This is a genomic window from Klebsiella sp. D5A (genome assembly GCF_001620885.1).
GTDB lineage: Bacteria > Pseudomonadota > Gammaproteobacteria > Enterobacterales > Enterobacteriaceae > Klebsiella > Klebsiella variicola.
The window spans coordinates 51,169-72,254 of sequence record NZ_LOAR01000016.1 but is presented as its reverse complement, the minus strand read 5'-3'; the positions used below and the strand labels follow the sequence as shown (position 1 = coordinate 72,254).

General features: G+C 39.0%; 15 protein-coding genes and 1 pseudogene. 5 read left to right on the top strand and 11 right to left on the bottom strand.

The window, feature by feature from the left end:
• Nucleotides 1–70: 70 nt before the first annotated feature.
• A complete protein-coding gene (locus tag AS136_RS21145) occupies nucleotides 71–2,836 on the top strand; it encodes a LuxR C-terminal-related transcriptional regulator (RefSeq protein WP_063266959.1) in 2,766 nt (921 codons plus the stop codon).
• Between the two features lie 501 nt (nucleotides 2,837–3,337).
• On the opposite strand, the gene AS136_RS21140 is transcribed toward AS136_RS21145, so the two are convergent.
• The 5 genes from AS136_RS21140 to AS136_RS21120 form a co-directional block, all read right to left on the bottom strand.
• Nucleotides 3,338–4,600, bottom strand: a complete 1,263-nt coding sequence (locus AS136_RS21140; protein ID WP_063266958.1) for a hypothetical protein — start codon at nucleotides 4,598–4,600, stop codon at nucleotides 3,338–3,340.
• A gap of 246 nt (nucleotides 4,601–4,846) precedes the next feature.
• Nucleotides 4,847–5,374: an MltR family transcriptional regulator gene (locus tag AS136_RS21135; protein ID WP_038422152.1), complete on the bottom strand. Its 528-nt coding sequence runs from the start codon at nucleotides 5,372–5,374 to the stop codon at nucleotides 4,847–4,849.
• A 513-nt stretch (nucleotides 5,375–5,887) separates the two neighbouring features.
• The gene (locus tag AS136_RS21130) at nucleotides 5,888–6,565 is read right to left on the bottom strand and encodes a hypothetical protein (protein WP_038422153.1); all 678 of its coding nucleotides are present in this window, start codon (nucleotides 6,563–6,565) and stop codon (nucleotides 5,888–5,890) included.
• Nucleotides 6,552–7,631 (bottom strand): hypothetical protein, encoded by a 1,080-nt coding sequence (locus AS136_RS21125; protein ID WP_063266957.1) that lies wholly within the window; start codon nucleotides 7,629–7,631, stop codon nucleotides 6,552–6,554. The genes AS136_RS21130 and AS136_RS21125 overlap by 14 nt, the downstream gene beginning before the upstream one ends.
• A complete protein-coding gene (locus tag AS136_RS21120; RefSeq protein WP_038422154.1) occupies nucleotides 7,631–8,632 on the bottom strand; it encodes a hypothetical protein in 1,002 nt (333 codons plus the stop codon). The genes AS136_RS21125 and AS136_RS21120 overlap by 1 nt, the downstream gene beginning before the upstream one ends.
• 1,261 nt (nucleotides 8,633–9,893) lie before the next feature.
• On the opposite strand from AS136_RS21120, the gene AS136_RS21115 reads away from it, so the two are divergent.
• From AS136_RS21115 to AS136_RS21105, 3 genes are read left to right on the top strand one after another with little or no spacing between them, the layout of a single operon-like run.
• The gene (locus tag AS136_RS21115) at nucleotides 9,894–11,429 is read left to right on the top strand and encodes a recombinase family protein (protein ID WP_032739138.1); all 1,536 of its coding nucleotides are present in this window, start codon (nucleotides 9,894–9,896) and stop codon (nucleotides 11,427–11,429) included.
• Entirely contained in the window at nucleotides 11,430–12,302 is an 873-nt protein-coding gene (locus AS136_RS21110) for a ParB N-terminal domain-containing protein (protein ID WP_032673146.1), read from the top strand.
• Between the two features lie 8 nt (nucleotides 12,303–12,310).
• Nucleotides 12,311–13,183, top strand: a complete 873-nt coding sequence (locus AS136_RS21105; protein ID WP_063266956.1) for a plasmid partitioning protein RepB C-terminal domain-containing protein — start codon at nucleotides 12,311–12,313, stop codon at nucleotides 13,181–13,183.
• Between the two features lie 3 nt (nucleotides 13,184–13,186).
• Here the strand turns inward: AS136_RS21105 and AS136_RS21100 are convergent.
• The 5 genes and pseudogenes from AS136_RS21100 to hxsD all read right to left on the bottom strand — a co-directional run bounded on the left by AS136_RS21100 (nucleotide 13,187) and on the right by hxsD (nucleotide 18,205).
• A pseudogene (locus AS136_RS21100) lies at nucleotides 13,187–14,790 on the bottom strand (TIGR04141 family sporadically distributed protein).
• A 20-nt stretch (nucleotides 14,791–14,810) separates the two neighbouring features.
• On the bottom strand, nucleotides 14,811–15,443 hold the full coding sequence (gene hxsA, locus AS136_RS27255) for a His-Xaa-Ser repeat protein HxsA (protein WP_001415597.1): 633 nt from the start codon (nucleotides 15,441–15,443) through the stop codon (nucleotides 14,811–14,813).
• Entirely contained in the window at nucleotides 15,440–16,552 is a 1,113-nt protein-coding gene (gene hxsC, locus AS136_RS21090; protein WP_012134292.1) for a His-Xaa-Ser system radical SAM maturase HxsC, read from the bottom strand. The genes hxsA and hxsC overlap by 4 nt, the downstream gene beginning before the upstream one ends.
• Nucleotides 16,545–17,933 (bottom strand): His-Xaa-Ser system radical SAM maturase HxsB, encoded by a 1,389-nt coding sequence (gene hxsB, locus AS136_RS21085; RefSeq protein ID WP_032739145.1) that lies wholly within the window; start codon nucleotides 17,931–17,933, stop codon nucleotides 16,545–16,547. Before hxsB ends, hxsC begins: the two co-directional genes overlap by 8 nt.
• Nucleotides 17,933–18,205: a His-Xaa-Ser system protein HxsD gene (hxsD, locus tag AS136_RS27250; protein ID WP_000333421.1), complete on the bottom strand. Its 273-nt coding sequence runs from the start codon at nucleotides 18,203–18,205 to the stop codon at nucleotides 17,933–17,935. The genes hxsB and hxsD overlap by 1 nt, the downstream gene beginning before the upstream one ends.
• Nucleotides 18,206–18,973: 768 nt before the next feature.
• Between hxsD and AS136_RS27240 the strand changes: the two genes are divergently transcribed.
• Complete coding sequence (locus AS136_RS27240; protein ID WP_063916567.1) at nucleotides 18,974–19,273, top strand: DUF3223 domain-containing protein; 300 nt, start codon at nucleotides 18,974–18,976, stop codon at nucleotides 19,271–19,273.
• Between the two features lie 80 nt (nucleotides 19,274–19,353).
• On the opposite strand, the gene AS136_RS21080 is transcribed toward AS136_RS27240, so the two are convergent.
• Nucleotides 19,354–20,922: an SIR2 family protein gene (locus AS136_RS21080; RefSeq protein WP_032739147.1), complete on the bottom strand. Its 1,569-nt coding sequence runs from the start codon at nucleotides 20,920–20,922 to the stop codon at nucleotides 19,354–19,356.
• Nucleotides 20,923–21,086: the final 164 nt, after the last annotated feature.

The following is a 21,086-nucleotide window of genomic DNA, read 5'->3' as shown; positions in this document are numbered from 1 at the left end:
TTTGCCTGCCCCATGTCATCCCGGTGGCTGGCGTACAATTGAAAAAAAACAAAACGAGTAGACACCACGGATGAAGCCATTGGATTTAGAAGGTCGCCAATCACCCTCACTGGTCTCCGGGCCATTGCGGCTGACGCGAGGCTTGCCGTTAATCCTGACCAAATTCGTCCCGCCTCGCTCCTCGATACAATTGCTGGAGCGCCCCCGGCTTCTTCAGCTTCTCAGTCCCGTTCAGCAGTGCCGGCTGGGCGTCGTCTGCGCCGGCGCTGGATTTGGCAAAACCACGCTGTTGGCGCAATGGCATCAGCAGATGGTCGCGCAGGGGGAACGTATCGCCTGGCTGAGCCTCGATGAGGATGATGATGACGTATGGCAGTTTATTCCTTATCTGCTGCAAGCATTGCGTCCACTCTATGCTGACTGGGACGCCGATTTCTGGCGTGACATGGAAGAACAGAAGCTCTCCAGCTCCGAGCAACTGCTGGCCGGGCTCATTAACCAGCTACACTATTGCCCGCATGACGTATACCTGATCATCGACGACTTCCACGTGATTAACGATCGTGGGGTCTATGAAGCGCTGGGGTATTTAATCAAGCATGCGCCTGCCGCCTTGCATCTGATCATTGGCAGCCGTTTCCACCCGAATCTTGCGCTGAGCCAGCTGCAGGCCCAGGACCAACTGGTGGAAATCTATGATCGAGACCTGCAATTCACGCTCGAAGAAACAAAACACTATTTTAGCCGCACGGTTGCGCTCCCCCTCAGCAACCACCATGCACAGCGGCTACAGTCCGTGACAGAGGGCTGGATTGCAGGGATGAAGATCGCTTCATTGTCCGCAGAATTACAGCATGATCCCGAGCATCTGTTGCGCAATATGCATGGAGGAACACGGTCTATTGCCCGCTATCTGAAAGAGGTGGTCCTGGATCCGCTGCCGGAAGAGGTTCTCGATTTCCTGGTAAAAACGTCCTTCCTCAGTCGGTTAAATGCCGAATTATGCAACGCAGTGACAGGACGAGATGATAGTAAAGCGATGCTGACATGGATTGAGCGACACAACCTTTTTTTGTCAGCCCTTGACGAACAAGGCTACTGGTTCCGCTACCATCCTCTGTTGCAGGAAAATCTTCGGATCATGCTGCAGCAGAACAACGATATTGATCGCAAACAGCTACATGAATTAGCCAGTCATTGGTTCGTCGAACAGAAGCTGTGGTCTGAGGCGGTACGCCATGCGCTCAGCGCAGGCAAGCCGGTGCATAGCCCCGTACAGGACGGCGCAAGCGCTCAGTCACTGGCGGAAGAAGGGGATATCGATACCCTGATCTCATGGATGCATCATTTACCGCCCAGCACCGATCCTTCGCGCATTGACCTGCAAATTAATCTGGCCTGGGCACTGGCGCATTATTTCCACTTTGATGAGTCGAGGCAGCTGCTTGATAACCTCGATCAGATGGTACTTCATCATCGTGAGGATTTAACTCGCAGCACCTGGTGTAAATTGCGCGTTGTGCGGGCAATTTGCGAAGCCTTTGCGGAAAACATCCCGGAGAGTCTGGCTATTGTTCAGCCGTTGCTGGCCGAAGTGCCCTGCGGCGACACCTGGGTTGATGGTCTGATATGCAATATTCTCAGCTATTGCCATGTTGTTAACCAGCGCTATCACGATGCGCTGGAGGTTCAACAGCATATGCCCTCTCCGGAAAGTCCTTTAGATAATCTGTTTGTCTCGGTTTATCGCGCTTTTATCATTGCCCAGTGCCATCTTTGTCAGGGCGATCTGGGGAAAGCCGGGTGGTACGCAGAGAAAACGTTGCGTCAGGCTGAATGTTATACCGGTACCCAGTCGACCAGTGGCGCGACGCTGGCGCCGCTGCTGGCGGAGATAGCCTATGAATGTCAGAGTGGCGACTCGCCCGAGCATCTGTTAGCCGACCGGCTCGAATTCATCGACCGATTCAGTCCACCCGATGCGCTGCGTCGTTGCTATACCTATCTCGCGCGTCAGGCCCTGGATGGCGATATGCCGTATGAGGCCGAGCGATTGCTGGAGCATGCGCAGCGTCTTGCGGTGTCTCGCGGCTGGCAACGGCTCCAGGCCATGATGTTAGCCGAGCAGGTGAGGGTGCGGCTGCAGCGCGGCAATGTCACAGGCGCAGAGCAACTGCAGCGACAACTTGAACAAATGGCCGCCAGCTTCAGAATGGATGCCGAACATCCCTGTCAACGCGCTATCGCTCTGTCTGCATCCCTTAGCCACTGTCGCCTTCTTCTCGCCACAGGCCAGGCGCCGCAAGCCTGTATTCTCCTGGCTGATATGGTCCCTGATCAGGAAAACCGGGGGGACAGGTTAACCGCAGCGCGTCTGCGTACGCTCTGGTCATTGGCCTTGTGGAACAGTGGCAAAACTGCCGCTGCGCGCACGACATTTCAGCCAGTCGTGCAGCTGGCTGAACAACAGCATCTCAAAGGCCTCTTTCTTGAAGCTGGCGATACCTTGCAACCTTTGCTTGCCGGTATGAATGAAACCTCTTCGGCTTGTACTGAGGAAGGGATAGTCCATGAACCCTGGGCCAGCAAGCGCGCGCCTGCAGATGGAACACCGTTTAATAGTGGAAGCCCCGATATTCATGGCGAGCTGAGCGAGCGAGAATTTCAGATATTACAACTGATCGCTGAAGGTCAGATGAATAAAGAAATTGCTCGCTCCCTCGCTATTTCTGCCGAGACGGTCAAATGGCACATCAAAAACATCTACGCGAAGCTTAAAGTGAATAGCCGCACTCAAGCGATGAGCCGGGCGCTGGAGATGAAATTACTGGATTAACGGTTTGAACAGGGGGCAGTTTTGATGTCCTTGCTCAGCGATAAGTGCGTTGAGTTTAAGGGGGCGACGCAAGGGGAAAGCAACCCTGGTGTAAACCCAGAGAGGCTTTTATCTTGATGTAGAGTGGTACTGTTTTCCGGGAGGAGATCACTGACCGCCCATTTGCATTTAACCTTATGACCGTTTGCGGGTTACTCTACCATCGCCAATAAAATCCGGCTACTCGAATTCGGAAGTATTAGGCTATAGGTCATAAACCTGAATAACTGCTATGTGCTGAAGCGGATAAAGCTGACATCATTATGCACCAATCAACTCGGTGTAAGTCAGCTAGTTGGTGATGGAGTGACTTGTCAATAGTTGTAGCCCCTACCAGTGCATCGGAGATTCTTGAGTGTATCCTTAGTTGCTTTAATCAGAAGTAAAGGAAACGTACTATGAAAATCAGTACTCTTAATCAAGAGATCCCCCGTTCTCTCACGGAAAAGGGGGATTGAGTTTTCAAATTTTCTTTTTAGCGATAAAAATACAGTAAAAATATAAGGTTTTGATAATGTGATTAATGCTGTGCACCTCGCGAAATAATAGTAATAGCTTCCTCATAAAAGACATGAAACTAAGTTCGTTGTATTTAGTGCGTTCCATTCCTTCCTTAGCGAAATAGTAGGTTATCATCTGAATTGACTCTTTATATTCATATTTATAATGTGCAATGCCATTTCGCAGCTTGTTGTCTAAAGCATTGAGATCAACTATATAAAAGCTATCATCTAATCCGCTTATTTTCGTGCCTAAATCAACGTTTGCATATTCGTTGAGACTAGAAAAACCTTTAATTAAATCGCCTTTTTTATTTAGTCTTACTGAATCGTCAAGAATATTATGATCTCCGCGTTTTAATAAGTTATTCAATCCGGCCACAATTATTAATTGCCGAGAGAATACTTCAGATAAGTCTTTGTAAAAATTGTTACAGTCATCAAATTCGGCAGTTGAAACTCGAGCAGGAATCATTGATAAATCTACGTTTTTATCATAATCATAGTAAAGCGCTGGGCGTGAAGGGAGTTCAAAGTCAAGCATTTTGGGATATAGGCTTAAACAATCGAAATGCAAACTTTTCAGAAACCCACTTCCAATAATATCATCTAAAAATTTATTTAGCTGTTTTGGATGGTTTTTCTGAATATAATGAAGAAGTTGTGGCATTTTTTCACTAATTTCAGCATTATGTGCATGTATTGTAAAGGGAAATGACATTGCAGAGGTTGCTGTATAAAGTGCGGAAAGGATATCTTGTATTTTTAGCGAACGAGGTTTTTTCAGAGTAGGTAATTCTTTCATTAGGTTACTGAAAGTATTGTAATTTCCTTGTTTGTATTGAGTAATGAGTCGCTGGAGCTTATCGCGATGTTTATAAATATAATTCATTCCATTTAGATGTGCGTTCAGCATTAAGTATTTTTCATGACCTATTGCACTTGTTATTTTTAAGAATGCTGTTTTTCCTATTTCGTATTTTCCAAAGCCTACGGGAAAATCTAAATGCAAATCGATGAATGGATTTGTTGTGCCAAAGTCATTGCTTTCTACAGTTTCCGCACCGTTAAATACAGGCTCTCCCTCCCCAAGAGTAAACGATATATTATTCTCACAATTTGGACATGCAAATTGGAACGGTTGTATGTCTCGATTAGACATACCTATTCTTGTATCAATGACCGTGTCACATACAAGGCATTTAAATTGCTGTAAAAAATTCATAAATATTTTATTAATCCTATAAATTATAAGTTAAGTATTAGTCTTTTATCTACAAACCAAAGCCACTTTACTAGTTTACCTAACTGCACTTTAAACAATCATAAGTTCTTGTTTTTAAAAAGGCAGTCCAAAGATACCAATTTATTCAATATCAACGAGAATTCGAGACTCCTATGTGAGTAAAAAACTATGAGCTTCATGCCATGCTTTCAATAAATGTCTTCAGTTACCCATAAATTTACTGAATTAACAATTTGTAGTCTTTCCGACCAAATTACCGCGCGCAATGTGACCCCATACTTTAGAGGTCACCTTATCTCTTTCCACTAGTTGTTTACGGTGCATCAAATCGGCAAGCAGTATTGAAACAAAGAACATGAATTTTGTTTTGGGAGTATTAGGAACATCTTTGGGTCCAAGCCAAGGTAGCTGTTCCAGTTGATTTTGTATTTTGGGTGTTGCGAAGCTAACACCATTCCAACTATGCCCAAAAGCATTTCTAATGCTACGCAGTGTGTTTAGTTCTTTGTATTCGTGTTCCATTATCAGTCCTAACGCATATGCTAAGCCTGTTCTAGCAGCAAAAGATGATAAAGGCGCTGTTGCACCATTCAGTAGACCTTTAGCTACTTTGTCATTTAACAGGTGAGCCTGGATGATCTCGGATAACCACTCATCGAAAATGGATGCTGCTATTAGAACAGAGCCACGATCTGATTCTTTATTTAGTTCGGACAAAAATTGACCGAGTTCAATTTGGGTTTTATCACTCACAGACTCTGGAACTCCTTTCTCAAAAATTCAACATGAGGACGCTTCGGTCGCACATCAATCTTAACCATTAGATTATGAAATTGTGTTAGGTCTGGGTCAAACTATGAACAAAAACAGAAAAAATTATTGTGACGTTATTTAGGGGGATCTAAATGACACATTTTAAACAATTACTTTAATATCAATAAATTGGATCGTATTACTGTGTTCCTATTATTGGTTTAGCTCAGCTTGTCGCTCACAGCGGACCTTCAGCTCGATAGCAAGTCCGCTCCGTTGGAGTGCCAGATGCGCTCTAAATTTGATGGCTAGTATTGAAGAGATACTTGGGCATCATGGTTATGGTGTAAATACCGTCTGTGATACCCGCAGAGGTGCTAGGTTTAGGCACTGAGAAGGATACATTGAACATGAATTCAGAGCGATGTAACACAAGTCATTGAAAATTAGTGATTTATATTGAAGAGGGGGCTATTTTATTAAAGCAAGGCCGCCTTTAGGCAGCCTCTTATTTTACATGTAGATATTCATTAAACTGTCAAATAGTCTTTTGGTTAACTCTTTTTCCGCTCGTGCTTCGATTTGAGCCATACCATTTCGGAAGAGTTTTAATTTACCGCTAAATTCTTGGTCATGAATAGTACATGACAATCGATCAAGTCTCATTTTTTTGTGAATAAGCTCATCTTTGAAATATTTTTTAAGATCGCTGGTACTATTAATTTGCATCTTGGCAAGAGCAAATTCAGCAACTTGAATTTGAGATACATCTAGTTGCACTATATTAAGTGTCAACTCTGTGTTTAAAGAACTGAACCATATGAACGGGTCAATCTCAATCTCTTCTAAGCTGGTACCAAGACCAAGGTTTTTTACCAGTGCCTGAGCAAATGGTTTAAGTGTTCTCGGTGGATTATCAATAAGTAAAACTGGGGTGTATTGTTCGTCAAAACTGAAAGACGTTACTCTATATTCAATGCGTTCAACAGCGGTACTGTTGCCGTATAGATTACTTATTCTATCTTCGCTAATTATCTTTTCGATGAAGCGAGCGTGAAAATGAGATGTTCTTGATTTATCAAATATAAACCCTTTCCCTTTCTCTTCAGTAAAAGGATCACGCATGAGTTTTTCAACTGTTTCACTAGTAGTGAAACGATTGTTGAGTTTAATCCATTTAAATTTTTTCATTCTCTTCCACCTTTTTACCCGTCACGATATTATAGGCGTCTGCTGCTGACTGTTCAATTAGTAGGCTGATTTTCTTCTTTTCAACTTCATTTGCTGCACGAATAGTAACATTGTATCCACTACCTTTTTGGTTATTGATTCCTTTAATTTGATAGGAAAAATCAGAGCAATTTTCTGAATCCTTAAAGAAAGCTTCAACCAAAATTCTGTCTCCTATTCCGTTTTTAGGTTTAGCAGACCAGGCAATTCTTCCAATATAGTATCCTTTGTTGTGTAGTTGGGTGAAAATAGCAGAACTATTAACAGAATCACCTTTTAGAACCGCTTTTTTTACGAATCCTGTCTCGATTTCTTCTTCTTCCTCGTCATCACCTTTGCTTGTTGAACGGTTAAGCTCTACATTAGTAACGTCGTCAATTTCATACCCACTCAAGCCGCCCATAACCTCTTGAAAAAACTGACTTCTTAGCGCTGGTGTAGGAATCGCTTCTAAAGAAATTTCAAACTTTTCAACATCAACGGATTTAATCTTTGACAACTCTTTTTGTAATAGTGTTATTACATCTTTAGCCTTTTGGTTCTGAGGCATACGAATATCAACATTATCGTTATTTACAGTAAGATCAATCTTGATGTTTCGGTTGTCTATCTGACGCAATGCTGTTCTGGACAAGTCTACTTCTTGGTAGTTTACCTCGATTGCTAAAGAACCATCTTTTTTCGCAGTGATTTTTACTGTTTCACCAGAGCCAGTGGCTAATTTTCTTTTAACTAACTCTGCTGCTGTTTTTAATTCCGTCTGAGAGGATGATGCTTGAAGTTTGACGCTAGTTATACTCTCTCTTTTATCATAAGTTTGTACAAGTTCCTTAATAGAATCTAGATCACTATATCCCTGAGGTAGTTTGCAAACCTCTTCAATTAATTCCTCCTTTGTTAAGTCTTGAGCAACAATAATACCTTTCCGTAATAATATCTCGCGTAATCTTGCGATGGTAATTCGTTTATGATGAAGTGCATCGTATATATTTTTGTCAGTTGCGAAATAAATATTCATGTTATTCATTAACGTTGCTCCATGCCTATAGCTTCAAGACTATATTGAATTACCATTGCAGCTGTTTTTTCGAATGCAACTTTTGAAAACAAACGTTCACTTTCACCTGATAGCCAATGGGCACTATATTTTTGCTTTGCTCTTTCAAAGTGATGAATGGAGTCTTCATGCGGATTTATATGACAATGTCTAATTTTTATTCTTTTTGCATCAGTCAGTATTTGATAATTAGAAAGCATGTCAAGGAAATAGATGAACTCATCTTCACTATTCCCTGGTTGATTATAATAAATTACGTAACCACTATCTTCTTTTTCACCCATCCAATCGAATTCTTCATGCTTTATTATTATGAATGGTGATGTTAAGACCTCAACAGTAGCTGCAGTCTTATTGTTGATAGGATGTTTTATCCTGGTTAGTGCTAAGTCTGGGTAATAGAAATAGTACAAATCTGGTTGAGGTAAAGCCCCGGTACCAATAAGCATTTTAATATCTGATGCTATATTTATCATATCGGATATTTTGAATGGATCTAAAAGGTGTAATTTTATGTTTGGGGGGCATTTTATTATTTCAGGATCGACTTTTTTCATCACGGATGAGTAAAAATCCTTGTCATAAAGGTTGTCATGATTATAGAGAAATAGTAAACCTCGAACTTTGTAACCTAATGACTCATCCCGCACATATCGTTTACACCACTGTTGGCTAATGTTGGCGCATTCTGTAGCGAGAGCTAAAGAAGAAAGCGCACCTTCTACCATCCCTTTGCCGATACTACTTTGAGCATAGCTTTTGAGGTCTGTGTTCAAGTACACAATCTCTTCTTCATAAGGATCGGTATAGTAAAACACCACATCGCTAGGATGTGTTTTTTTGTCATGAGCCTCTAGGCCGCAATCCCAGTTCATATCTTGACTAGTAGCTCGTTGCCATTTGAAAATTTTAAAAATATCTTGGGTTATCTTATTTGCAACATGCTGTATTGAAGAGGTCTCTCCGCCCATTTTCAACATTCCTGTTTAGTGTGTGTAGGTAAAACTCTGAATCAAAAATCATTCAACAATATGAATTACATCATATTTTGTAAGTATGTCTAGTGTGAATGAATTTGCATGTAGGTTATTGTGATTAAAGTTGTATTAAAACGAACGCAGGGCATGGTGTTGTAAGTAACCCTGAAATCCGCGCCATTCTCTTTTAGAGAGTGGTTACGCTACCTTGGAAGCGAGCATAGAGATCTATGGGCCTGCGCCCATTCCTGATGATTCAGGATTTAGTGAACTTCCGCTTCTCGCTCAAAGACGCCTGTCAATTTAGCAGGATATTGGATGCATTATTTTGTCAGAGATGACACAAGTAAAATGTAAGTGGGTAGTCAAGTGAATGCAAATACCCAAATGGTCTACTAAACGTGTTTGAATGTATGTTTTTGTAGTAACATCCTTTCGACCCATCCGTGCAATCAGTGAACTGAACTGAACTGAACTGAACTGAAAATATCTTTAACCAGAAGCCATCAAAGTAGCAATACTGCCTAAAAGACAAGACAGGCGGGGCTACAAGGTAACACATGCTATTAGCATACCTTTGCATTGAGCCACAAACAATTTCAGTGTATATGCCACAATTTTGCCACACGCACAACGTGCAAAAATGCACATTCGTGTTAAAAAAAGCAAAGCAATGCAACGGTAACCAGGTGATTTTATTAGAAAAGATGGTGCGATAATAGGAATGGAACCAAACTCACAAGCTACTGATAAAGATGAACATTTCACATTCCGAATAATCACATGCCCCCAATAATGCCCCCACTATCACCGAAGCTCAAAAACACGCATAACATATGCACCAATGCCCCTATCATCCCGAATCTGGTTTTGGGCGAGCTTGTAGCTAATGGTATGCCATTTAGTAGAAGCATCTGGTCCGTTTAGAATTGAAGCACTTCAAGCTATAGCTATACCTCTACACTTCAAAGAAGATGAAATACGCCAGCGCTCTTCAAGTCCTATAGATTCTTCTTGCGATATCACTCTATGTACGTATGTCCTCTGATTGCCGAGGCAAGATACTTCAATAGTTTTCTGGCAACTCAAAAGCGAGCACTCAAAATCCCCTGCAAAAGCTTTTTGCCATTACCTTGATGATTTAATGAAGGTAAGAACCTTATAGCTTCGAAAGGGATAAAGAGGTTGAAATCGCTTAAAAAATGATCAATTTTGTTGGGGGTTTGTTCGCTTTTGACTAGTCGGAGAAAGTGTAATGGGTGATGAAAGTCAGAAAAATCATAAAATTAGAGTCGCTCAGTATCTGAGGATGTCCACAGACCATCAACAATTCTCAATCGACAATCAGGCTCTTTATCTAAAAAAATATGCAGAAGATCACAATATGGTGATTGTAGAAACTTATGATGATGAAGGTAAAAGCGGAGTCTCCGCTTCAGGTAGAAAAAACTTCAACAGACTAATAGAAGATGTCGTTACAGGAAGAGTAAAAATAGAAGCTGTTCTTGTTTATGATGTCAGTCGGTTTGGTCGATGGCAAGATAATGATGAGGCAGGGCATTATAGTTATCTACTAAAATATCATGGGGTTAGGATTATTTATTGTGCTGAGAACTTACCAGATGAATCGCCTGAAATCCAAATGCTTACACTTCCTGCTCTTAGATATGCTGCTGGTGCTTTCAGTAGGAATCTTTCAGTAAAAGTTTTTGCGGGACACGTAAACCTTGTTAAAAGGGGATACTATCAGGGAGGAATACCAGGATATGGATTAAGAAGAAAGTTAATTGATAATAACAATAGACCAAAAATGATACTTTGTCCTGGTGAAAGAAAGAGTTTGCAAACTGACCGAGTAGTTCTTACCCCTGGTACAAAAAAAGAAATAAAGCTGGTAAAAAAGATATTTAATATGTTTATTTTTGATGGATTAAATGAATATCTTATCGCAACAAAACTAAACAGAGAGGGGTATACATATAGTGATAAAACAGAATGGAACAGGAGCAGAATACATTCAATTCTAATTAATATTCGCTACACAGGGAAATACACTTATAATCGTACTTCACAGAAATTGAACGCTCAAAGAATTCAGAATCCACAAGAAGAATGGATCGAATATGATTCATTTTTCAAGCCTATAATTTCACCAGAGAAATTTAGATTAGCTAAAGAAATCATTGACAATCGTTCAAAAAAAATGACCAATGAAGAAATACTTAATTTTTTGAAAAAAGTTCTCATTAAACATGGTAAAATTTCAGGTTTTATTATCGACGAAGATGATAATGGTCCGTCGAGTAGTGTTGTAGCAAGTCGTTTTGGTGGGCTTTTGAATGCCTATAAACTCATCAATTACACACCAGAAAGAGATTATCGATTTATAGAAATAAACTCAGCCTTAAGGGTTAGACATGCCGACACTATTAATACAATATGCAAGGAAATTACAAATAGTGAAGTAACAATATCTGAAAATAAACTCATTACGATCAATAAAAGCTTAACCTTTACCATAATACTTGCACGCTGTAGAAAAACCTCTACAGATAAATGCAGATGGATTGTGAGATTAGACAGAAGCATTAATTCTGACATCAACATAATTGTAAGGATGAATAGCCTTAATAGCGTTCCCCTTGATTACTATATCCTCCCTTCTATTGATTCATTTGAAAATGAATTAAACCTAAAAGAAAATAACAGCCTTCTCTTTGAGATGTATCGATTCGACGATATCAACATATTTTTTAAAATGCTTTCGACCAATAAAAAGGAAGTAGCTTAAATGAAAGATGATCAAATCCACATGATTAAGATATCCGACATAAAAGTAGTCATCCCACGTTCACGAAATAAACTTCGACATTCGGAAATTACTGAAAGTATCGACACAAGTGGACTGAGAAAGCCAATAACCGTACGTCGAATCGTGGACAAAAAGTATCAATTCGCTTTAATTTGTGGTCAAGGAAGGCTCGAATCATTGACAGCTTTAGGAGAAGAATTAACACCAGCAATCGTACTTGATATAGATGAAAACAAAGCCTACATAATGAGTCTGGTTGAAAATATGGCAAGAGTAGTTCCTCGTGCTGGTGAACAGTTCCAACGTATAAAGGAAATGACAGAGCAAGGATTAACCAATAAGGAAATATCTAACTCGACTGGATTATCATTACACTGGATAACAAGTCTGACAATGCTTATCAGTAAAGGTGAAAATAAATTATTATCCGCTGTAGAATCAGGCAGCATACCTATCTCGCTTGCTGTTGAGATTGCAAGAGTCGATTTTGAAGGTGGTCAGGAATTGTTAATTAAAGCATTTGATAAAGGTCTAATAAAACACAAAGATGTAGGAAAAATACGTGAGATACTTGACTCACGAGATGAAGGCTTGAAAGGATACCTAAATAATAACTTTGGGATAACAAAGAAAAAGAAAAAAATGACTACAGATGAATTAAAAAAAATCTATCAAGATAACATTTCTCAGCACAGAAAGATTAAAAACAAAGCAGAATACGTTGAGATGAATTTGTTGATAGCAAATCAAATCTTTAAAGAACTTGTCAATGATGAAGAGTTTTTACGGATATTAGATGAAGAAAGCCTAAATGAAGTAGTAAATATTATAGTTAAAAACACGACCAATTGAGGTGCAAAATGATTAAATATTGCTTTAGTGAAAAAACAATCACTTTCAAATTATCTGATCTTGTTCATACTAAAAAGCTGCCTACTAACTTCAAAAATAGTAAAAAATATTCCCAGATCAAAAGCACCATATCAGCGTTGGGACTTGTTGAACCGATATTAATTTACATCGATCAAAGTGATAAAACTGCAAAAATAATCGATGGACACCTTAGAGTCGAAGCACTAAAAGATATTGGGGAAGATAAAGCAAACTGCCTAATTTCAACTACATATGATACTTATACACCGAACAAAAAAGTTAACCGTATAACAATTATACAAATACAGAGAATGCTGAAAGAAGCTGTAAGAGTGGGAGTGCCTGAAGAAATGTTATGTACATCATTAAATATAAGTATAGATTCTCTAAGAACCAACATGTCCGTATTGAAAGGGATATGCCCTCAAGTAGTTGATTTATTTAGTGATAAGGATATTCCCATAAATACTTTTAGAGTTTTAAAAAGAATGGTTTCTTTCAGACAAATAGAATGTGCTAATTTAATGATAAGGTTTGATAATTACTCAAAACTTTTTGCTGAGTCTCTATATCATAGTTCCTCCCCTGAGTTGTTAATTGACAAAACTAAAAATAATATAGATACAAAAACTGGTAATAGAAAAGCTATTGAACGACTTGAGAAAGAAATGGCTCAGGTTCATTTTGACACGCAATCAATACAAGAGAGTTATGGCTCAAATAGCTTGAAACTGACAATTCTCATTTCTCACATTAAAAAACTTCTTGAGAACCCTAAAATATTTCACTGGCTCCTTAGGAACAAAAATGAATACCTTAATGAACTGACTAAAATCTCTGACATTGATAAATTAAATTGAATCTTATTTTTTTTGGGGTTTACAAATTTTCTTTTTATAAATTGTGGGGTCTACATCTATCTTGCAGATCCTAACTTCGTATCCGAAATTAGAAATAGTTTTATTAAAATTCTTCAAATTTATCTTAGAAAACAAAGGCAAGTCATCCGGGAGGTTTTTACTTGTGGCAATCGCGAAAACTATTTTGTATTTCTGAGCCTCTGGCCTTAATGTATGGTCAGCTAATTTTATATGCGCTGGCAATTTTTCATTAAGCTTCCATCGAAATTCAGAATCGCTTATGAAAAGTTCAGAGCTTATAAATCCTTGTGAAAATAGATGGCTCATGCTTTGCGCACCGCTATAATATTTCACATGAATAAAATCAGTTGCACCTCTAATAATATCGCAAAATTCAATTTTACTTCGCCCACCACCATGATATATGAACTTTTGATCCATATGAGTAAAGCTTTGATCAGCAAGACAAGTTTCTTTATTGTATTGCTCTTCTCTTTTATAAGAATAAATCGGGAATTTGTCGGCTTCCTCATACAGCTTAATTCGTTTAATTTCATTATCAATGGTGGAAACAAACTTTCTATCAGCCACGTACCAAATTGAATCTCTCAGGATATAGTTTTGATCACCTTCCTTTATCTCAGCATACAGACATCTATAAAGAGACCATTTTTTAAAGACTGATAATCTGAATCTAAAACATGCAAATTGCTTCCTTTGAGATCATTTAAAGTAATTTCAATCTTTTTGCTTTCAAAATACTCACAAATATGACTAACCGACAAACTTTCATAAATCATGCTTCTTTGCCGCTTCTCAAAACAATAGCCTATCTGATTCTCCCAATCTACAATTTCAGGTTCACCCAGCCATATGTCATTAAAATCTTTTGCTTTTATTAAATCGACCAGAATTGAATCAAGTATCTCAACTTCTGCTTCATCTGCCTCTTTTATATTATTAACCCATTCAAACTCTTCAGGGAGAGGCTGAGAATAAATGGAGTCTATTTTATTTAACAACTCCGGGATGGATTTCAGGTCAATATCAGGCATAATTACAAATGCATCTTTACCCGTTATTTTATTACCTAAAACATCTTCAGTGGAAGTCCCTGTCAGAGTTGTAAGTATATCCATCTCGGAATCAATTTTAAGGTTAAAAATATCAACCTCTTTACTACTTTGACTACGAGTTAATAGATTTGTTTCATTATGGCTGCCTTTATCCAAACTACGAATTTTGTTATGTTCAATACAATTAAGTGTAGTTTTAAGACCAAAACCTTTGACAATACTATTATCATTAATTAAGTGATGCCCTGTCCCGAAAGGAATTAGATATCTTGAGTTATTCATTTCAACAACCAAGACTGCACCAGTGCTACTATTTTTCCCGAAGAAATTATGATCCAATTCTGGCTTTTGGCTTGTAAATAAAGTTGTCCACTCAGGAGGCTTGGGATCTAAGAATTGTTTTGCATACAAATACACCCTAGCCTCATCTATGTTGAACTCAATCGGATTTCTCACTCTCTCCAAATTCAAAACTTTTTCAATATCATCATTGAATCTTTTTGCTTTATATATTGAGAGTTTAATCTTCATTTCATTCCATCCTGAAATCTTTAACGGGCCAGAATATTTAACGAGTTCAATAATTGAGTATCCAGTGTTTCTGTTGCAGGCGTTGGTAGTCCCTTCGCAATTCGGTAATTTTTTATAGACTGCCTTGTGGAGGGCCCCATTATGCCGTCAATATTCCCATTGTAATAACCGTTGTCCAGCAAAGCGAATTGAACCCGCATGATTAAGCGCTTACGCTTCTCTGTACCAGAAGTCAGCCCATTACTTGCACGGTTAGCTTCTGTAGTTCCAACTGAATTCGTAGTAGTAGAGTTAATATTGTCGTTAGAACGAAGCGAACGCACAGAAGAGGACGATGAGGAACTTGTTCCTGAACTTGAAGAACCAGATGAGCTTGGTGAGCTGTATGTTTTTGGATAATAAGGAGTGCTGCCACCATAGTACCCGCCGCCTGATGATGATCGGTGAGAACTATGGCTCCGATGGGAGCTATGACTGCGATGCCCTGCAATGTAGAATGGAACTTCGGTGTTAAGTGGGGCTATCACTAAATCATGTTCATTAAGAGTCATACCAGGCAAATCACTTGCTCCGGTAGATGAATCACTTGCCCATACAGAATTATTAAGTGCCAAAAATCCCGGAAGTAGAGCAGCAAAATTAAATTTTTTCATAAAATTGGTCTCGGTGGTTGATGAAAACGGCCTGTTGAGGAACTGAAATAACCAGCACAGGAAGACTTCTGAGTGCATTCATCACATTCTTTCGGATAGTAATTTTTCCAATCAGAGATCGACTGAGCAGCAAGCTCCCAAGCTCTTTCAGGAAGATGACACAAAGGATAATTAAAAATTGTTAGAGGTATGCCTGACCTGTGTGCAGCGTCTATGGCGGAGGTTATTTTCTCACTATAACTGCTGTGCTCAATGAAGATTGTTGACCAGTTCTTTCGTGCCCAACCGATAGATTCCAGCCCCATAAGGGAAATCTGATTAATGTTGGAGAACACTCGGCCAACGAACTCTACAATATCATCCAATTCTGTATAGTTAGCCAGTGTCGGAATAACTCTAAGTTCGATATTAATCCCTGAGTTTCCTGCATTGATTAACCCCTTAACCGTTTCATTAAATGCGCCATCACTCCCTACCAGATGATCATGCACAAGTGGTCTTGATGAGTAGAGCGGGATACCAAAGGTGATTTTGATCTTTTTGCTTCGCTTTGCCATTTCCTGAGTAAAGTTGATATCAGCAAATTTGCGTCCGTTTGTTAAAACATGCAAAGCAGTATCTGGTGAATTCTCGATGATAAAATCAATGAAGTGAAGGAAATCATCTCCATACAGCAAAGGTTCTCCACCGCTGACCCCAACAACTCCATCCAAACCAAATGAAGCTATAGCAAGAGCTGATTGGGTAAGTAGCCAGTCATCATTTGATTTCTTTGGTGGCTGCGAACAAAACAGACACAAGTTATTGCAGCGTTCTGTTACTAAGACAGTATTATGATTGGCTCTGCGGGACAGAATTACGCGTATCATATTGCCATTGTTGATTATCCCAATATCTCCATCTTCAATTGACTCATATAATTCAGTGCTAATAACAGAGAAATCAAAGCATGGTTGAATGGCATCATTATTGCCTTCAGCAACTACCAGTAAATTGGGCAAAAAGAATAAAGGGTTCATTGGTTTTTGTTTGCATAACCGATAGAACCCCGTGGGCACATTCTTTTTTGAAGCAAAATGAAAGATATCGTTCCTAATAACCTCAGACATATGCCCATCCTTTTAGCATCTCAGCCTTCCGACCACCTTCTGAGATGCAGTTCATCAGATACCTGAACATCCCCTTGTGATACTGACAAAACGTTGAACGACTCCTATCACCAACAGGCTCACCCTGTACACTTATGTTCTGGCATGGATCTGCACCGCAAAATGGTTGATATGCACATGTATCACAACCTGGCAGAGCAAAATTGAACGATGAACTCAACACTGCGTTATAGTAAGGACTCTTAGAAAATGATAGCGTTTTAACCTCACCCGCACTGAACTCCGTTTCAGGGTTCACCTTCTGCAACATACGGCTCTCATCGCTACCATATACTCGACCGTCATAATTGAAAAGAATACTGTTAAGCACGACCCCGCTTGGCGACTTTAAATCCGCATAACCACTAAAGCCGGGATTGAAGATCCTTTTCAGATGAATGGAGGCCGAATGTTCCACAACCCTTATCCCTTCATTATTCATCTTAAGGATTTCATCTATCAACGAGGCATAGAAACTGAAGTATTCCTCCATAGAAAATGTGAACGATGCTTTTTGTGCAAACCCATAGGGACTAACAGGTCGGATAAACATGTCCTTGAGGCCAAGAGACAAGTGAGCCTGGACAATCGATTCAGGATGCCTAATGAGATCTTTAGTAACTGTAGTAACCGTTGCAACGCGACCAGCGCCTAAAGACCGTTTGATAGCCTCTACCCCTGACACTGTTCTACTGTACGCAAGCCCATGACCAAGAATTCGATTACTGTTGTGAACAACTTCCTCACCATCAAGCGAAACAGAGAACGTTATGTTCCTATCTCTCGACCATTCAAGCATATCCTCATTCAAGACAGACAGGCTTGAAGCTACCACCATCTCAAAATCGGTGCTTCCCAGCGTTTCAGCACATTGCTCATAGATAGACTGAATTAAATCGAACCGCAAGAGTGGCTCTCCACCCTGTATCTCTACCTTGTAAGGTGGAGTTGATAGTTTTTTGATAGTAGAAATGATATCAGGGATGAGAGCGGGATCTAAATCATAACCAGAGGCGTTCACTGAAGCTCTACTGACCTGACAATACTTGCAGGTATGGTCGCAACGTAATGTGGGCACAATCATGAAAATTGGTCTGATCGCCAGTTCATTCATCAATCGTTTTGCAAAAGCAGAACTTAAAGCATAGGGAGCAATACCTGATGAGCTTTCGTTGGTTATGAACAGCTTGCTTTCTAGTGCGTTTGATTGCTCCGCATTGATTTGCTCATTAGAAAGATCAAGCAGCTCTTGCTCATCAATGAAGTGATGAAAACCAGCGAGGTTGCTTATAAACACCTGTCCATTAGGCAATCTGTCAAAATTGAATGGCATCAATTCCATTACGATAGCCTTTCATCGACACTGCGAAGCACTTTATGGACAATAGAATCTCTCAACGCCCCAGTTTTATGCTGTAGTTTTTCTCGCAAAGTATAATCATTCAGCAGCCTCTCGAACTCATAGAGGCATTCGGGACTATCGTTTTCAAAAGAGATTGTCCAGGAGGATATATCTTCACAGAGTTTCCACTGAGTAAGCGAAGTCATCCAGTACAGGCTATTGCGTATAACCCATTCAGAATAAACATCTTTTTTTAACACCCTTTCGCACATTGCCATTGCCCCACAAAACTAATAATCACAATCAGCAACCGCTTTAAAGCGGATTTTTCCTATAGAAATGAGGATACACTATTTGAATTAAATGTTACAGGATGTTAGCAGTAGAGTACCTTTTATGGTAGTGAGGTAAGCGGAGTGAACACGAGCATAGAAAAAAAGATGTATTCGTATCTATTAAATTAAATACCAAATTATAAAGCTTTGAACTCCAAAATGACATTTATGAATACGGCTTTAATAATTAGTTTCTGTATAACGGAATAAGATCGTTTGATTGCAGATTTCTACTATAAACTTCATTAAGTTAACCTTAACATACGCACTCGATATTTTTAACAGTGTAAGGAACCATCGGTTTATGAAAAAGTAATGTAAAAACTTTAAGTTACGCTCTATCGAACTAGAAAAAATGCTAAATCGCTCCAGCTATCAAAAAATGAAAATACCTCTTAACGCAGTTAAGATTTATCTTAAAACTGGTAATGTATGTTGGTGTCTTGCATCGACACATTTAAACCTCTGGAGAAGTTAATAATGGCAAAAGCACCACTTGGAACGACTGGCACCACAGGCGGTACATGCCCTGAAAGTGGAATCTGGACTGTTGTAGGAACTCCTTCAACAACTGCCCCGATTGCCAAGAACAATCGGTTTCCACCCTATGCAGGCAAATCGGTTACCTGGAAGCTAACACAATATGCTTAACATTGAGAGACCGCATCGCGGTCTCTCATCATAACTTGATTAGGTTGTTTTCATATGGTTTATATTGTTGCTGATAAGTTCTACTCAACAAAAGAAGAGATTAAAATCGAAGCCCAGCGGATACTTAATAAAAGTGTTATGGGAAGTAAAATAGAGGGCGATGATTATCTTTTTTTGTTAAGCTTATTTCAAAATCATAGCGAATGGGAAAATAAAAGCAAAGGTGGATTTTCCGAAATTATTACTGGCAAAGCATCGCATGGTACTACTTGTTTTTATTTGAAAAAGGAAAGGAATTTAGAGGATATATCTTTTATACATGCAATAAAATGTTTAAAGCCTAAAAAAGAATAGTAATAAATGTGAGCTTTACTAACTAATTCCATACACTCCCTAAGCGTATGGAATGCTCTCAAACCAAGAATAGAAATTAACTATAACCAGCCATACTTTAATCTATCATACAAGCAAGCCAATTTTTTAAAATATGTTGCATAACTTGAATTATCAGGGTTTATTTTTTCAATATTACCTAAAAGAAACTCATAGGTAACATCGTGATCAAGTTTATCCCAGAGGAATGGAAGATAGATTGCAGCAGATTCAGGGGTACAATGTTCAATTATATATTGAGCATCCTTACCTTTGAACTTTCTAACAAATGATCTAAAATAATTAGAGCATTGATAATTTTTGTCAAATCTTAAAACCCATTTATCAAGTTTTAATGATGACCTTTTGTATTCATCTAAATTTGTAATGCCTATTTCTTTTAAATATTTAAAGATGGGGATATTTGGCGAGTGTTTGCCTGCATTAGGGATAACGTTTTCAATGATACTACTGGCGTTATAACGTTTATTATCCCTCAACAAATCTTCGAATAAATCCAAATTTTTTATTTGCGTGTACCCGATCATCCCTACTTCGTCTTCCTTTTTCTTAGCGGCTGCCACTCCCACACCAACAACAAATTCAACATCTTCATGTTTTTCGACCTCATCAATATCTACTACATAGATCTTTTTCTCAGGTTCATTAGATTGAACTAAATTATAAAGCTCCTCCTTACAATACCTTAGTATTCTTGCAGGTATTTTCCTTTTATTTTCGTCTATAGCTTCATAAATTGGTAAAAAATCATCAGTTCGGATTAACGTAATAGGAATCTGTACACCATCAATCGCAGTATAAGTATCAGAGACAGTTGGTTCGTCGATACCTTCTTCGCGCTGAACAAATATCAAATTATTTCGAAGTTGATGTAGGTTCTCGCTGCCAATACATACAGAAATTGCACTAAGTAAATCGCTAATATTTTTATCAGAAAGAGAATATCCAAGGAATACTACAGGGTGCTCGACAAAAATCGTTATCAGTTTTGCTGCAAGATAAGGGTTTTTTAAATTAAAATCCGCATAATCATAGTCAGTTAAAACCAATGATTTGGGTTTATGTGCGCTACCATGTATTTTATATATTTCGGCAATAGATTGAGGGTTAGAAAAAAGCAATTCATTCTGACCTGTATAGACTTTATAGTCAGGGAAAAGTTGCTCTAAAAAACAATCCCAGTTTGTTGTTATTAACCCATCAACATTAAGGTTAGATAGTAAATTTATTTCCTGTAAATATTGGCTTTCATTAAAAGGCTTTTGAATTGCTTTAGTCAAAATATCACATATCTCAAATCGCATAGCAGAGGTTTTATCGGTAACCTTCTTACTAAACTTATCACGGCTTGAAGAATATAGATCGTCTGTCCACCATTCATTATTGAAATCTTCGGCTATAAGCCGAGCTGCTGTAGGGTAAGTACCATCACCACTTGAAAGATAATATTCAAAAGGCTTTTTTACAGTGCAAAAAACTGATAGCAATGCGGCCCAGTCAGGCAGCCCAATGTACCTCCTTGAAAATCCAGAACCTACAAAAAGGAAGGGGCCTGCACTGCGTTGTCTAAAGATATTAACTAAAATTTCTTTTAACTCATTGTTAGTCATTGTAGCGCTCCACACATAAACTCTATGGTATAAAAACCCATAACCCACTGTTTTACAAGAACTAAAGCAACAAAACAAAAATAAGTCTTTACTTTCCACCCTAAATTTATAAGATAAATCTGTATAAAAATCATCATAAAATTTATGTCTTATGTCTAACCTCT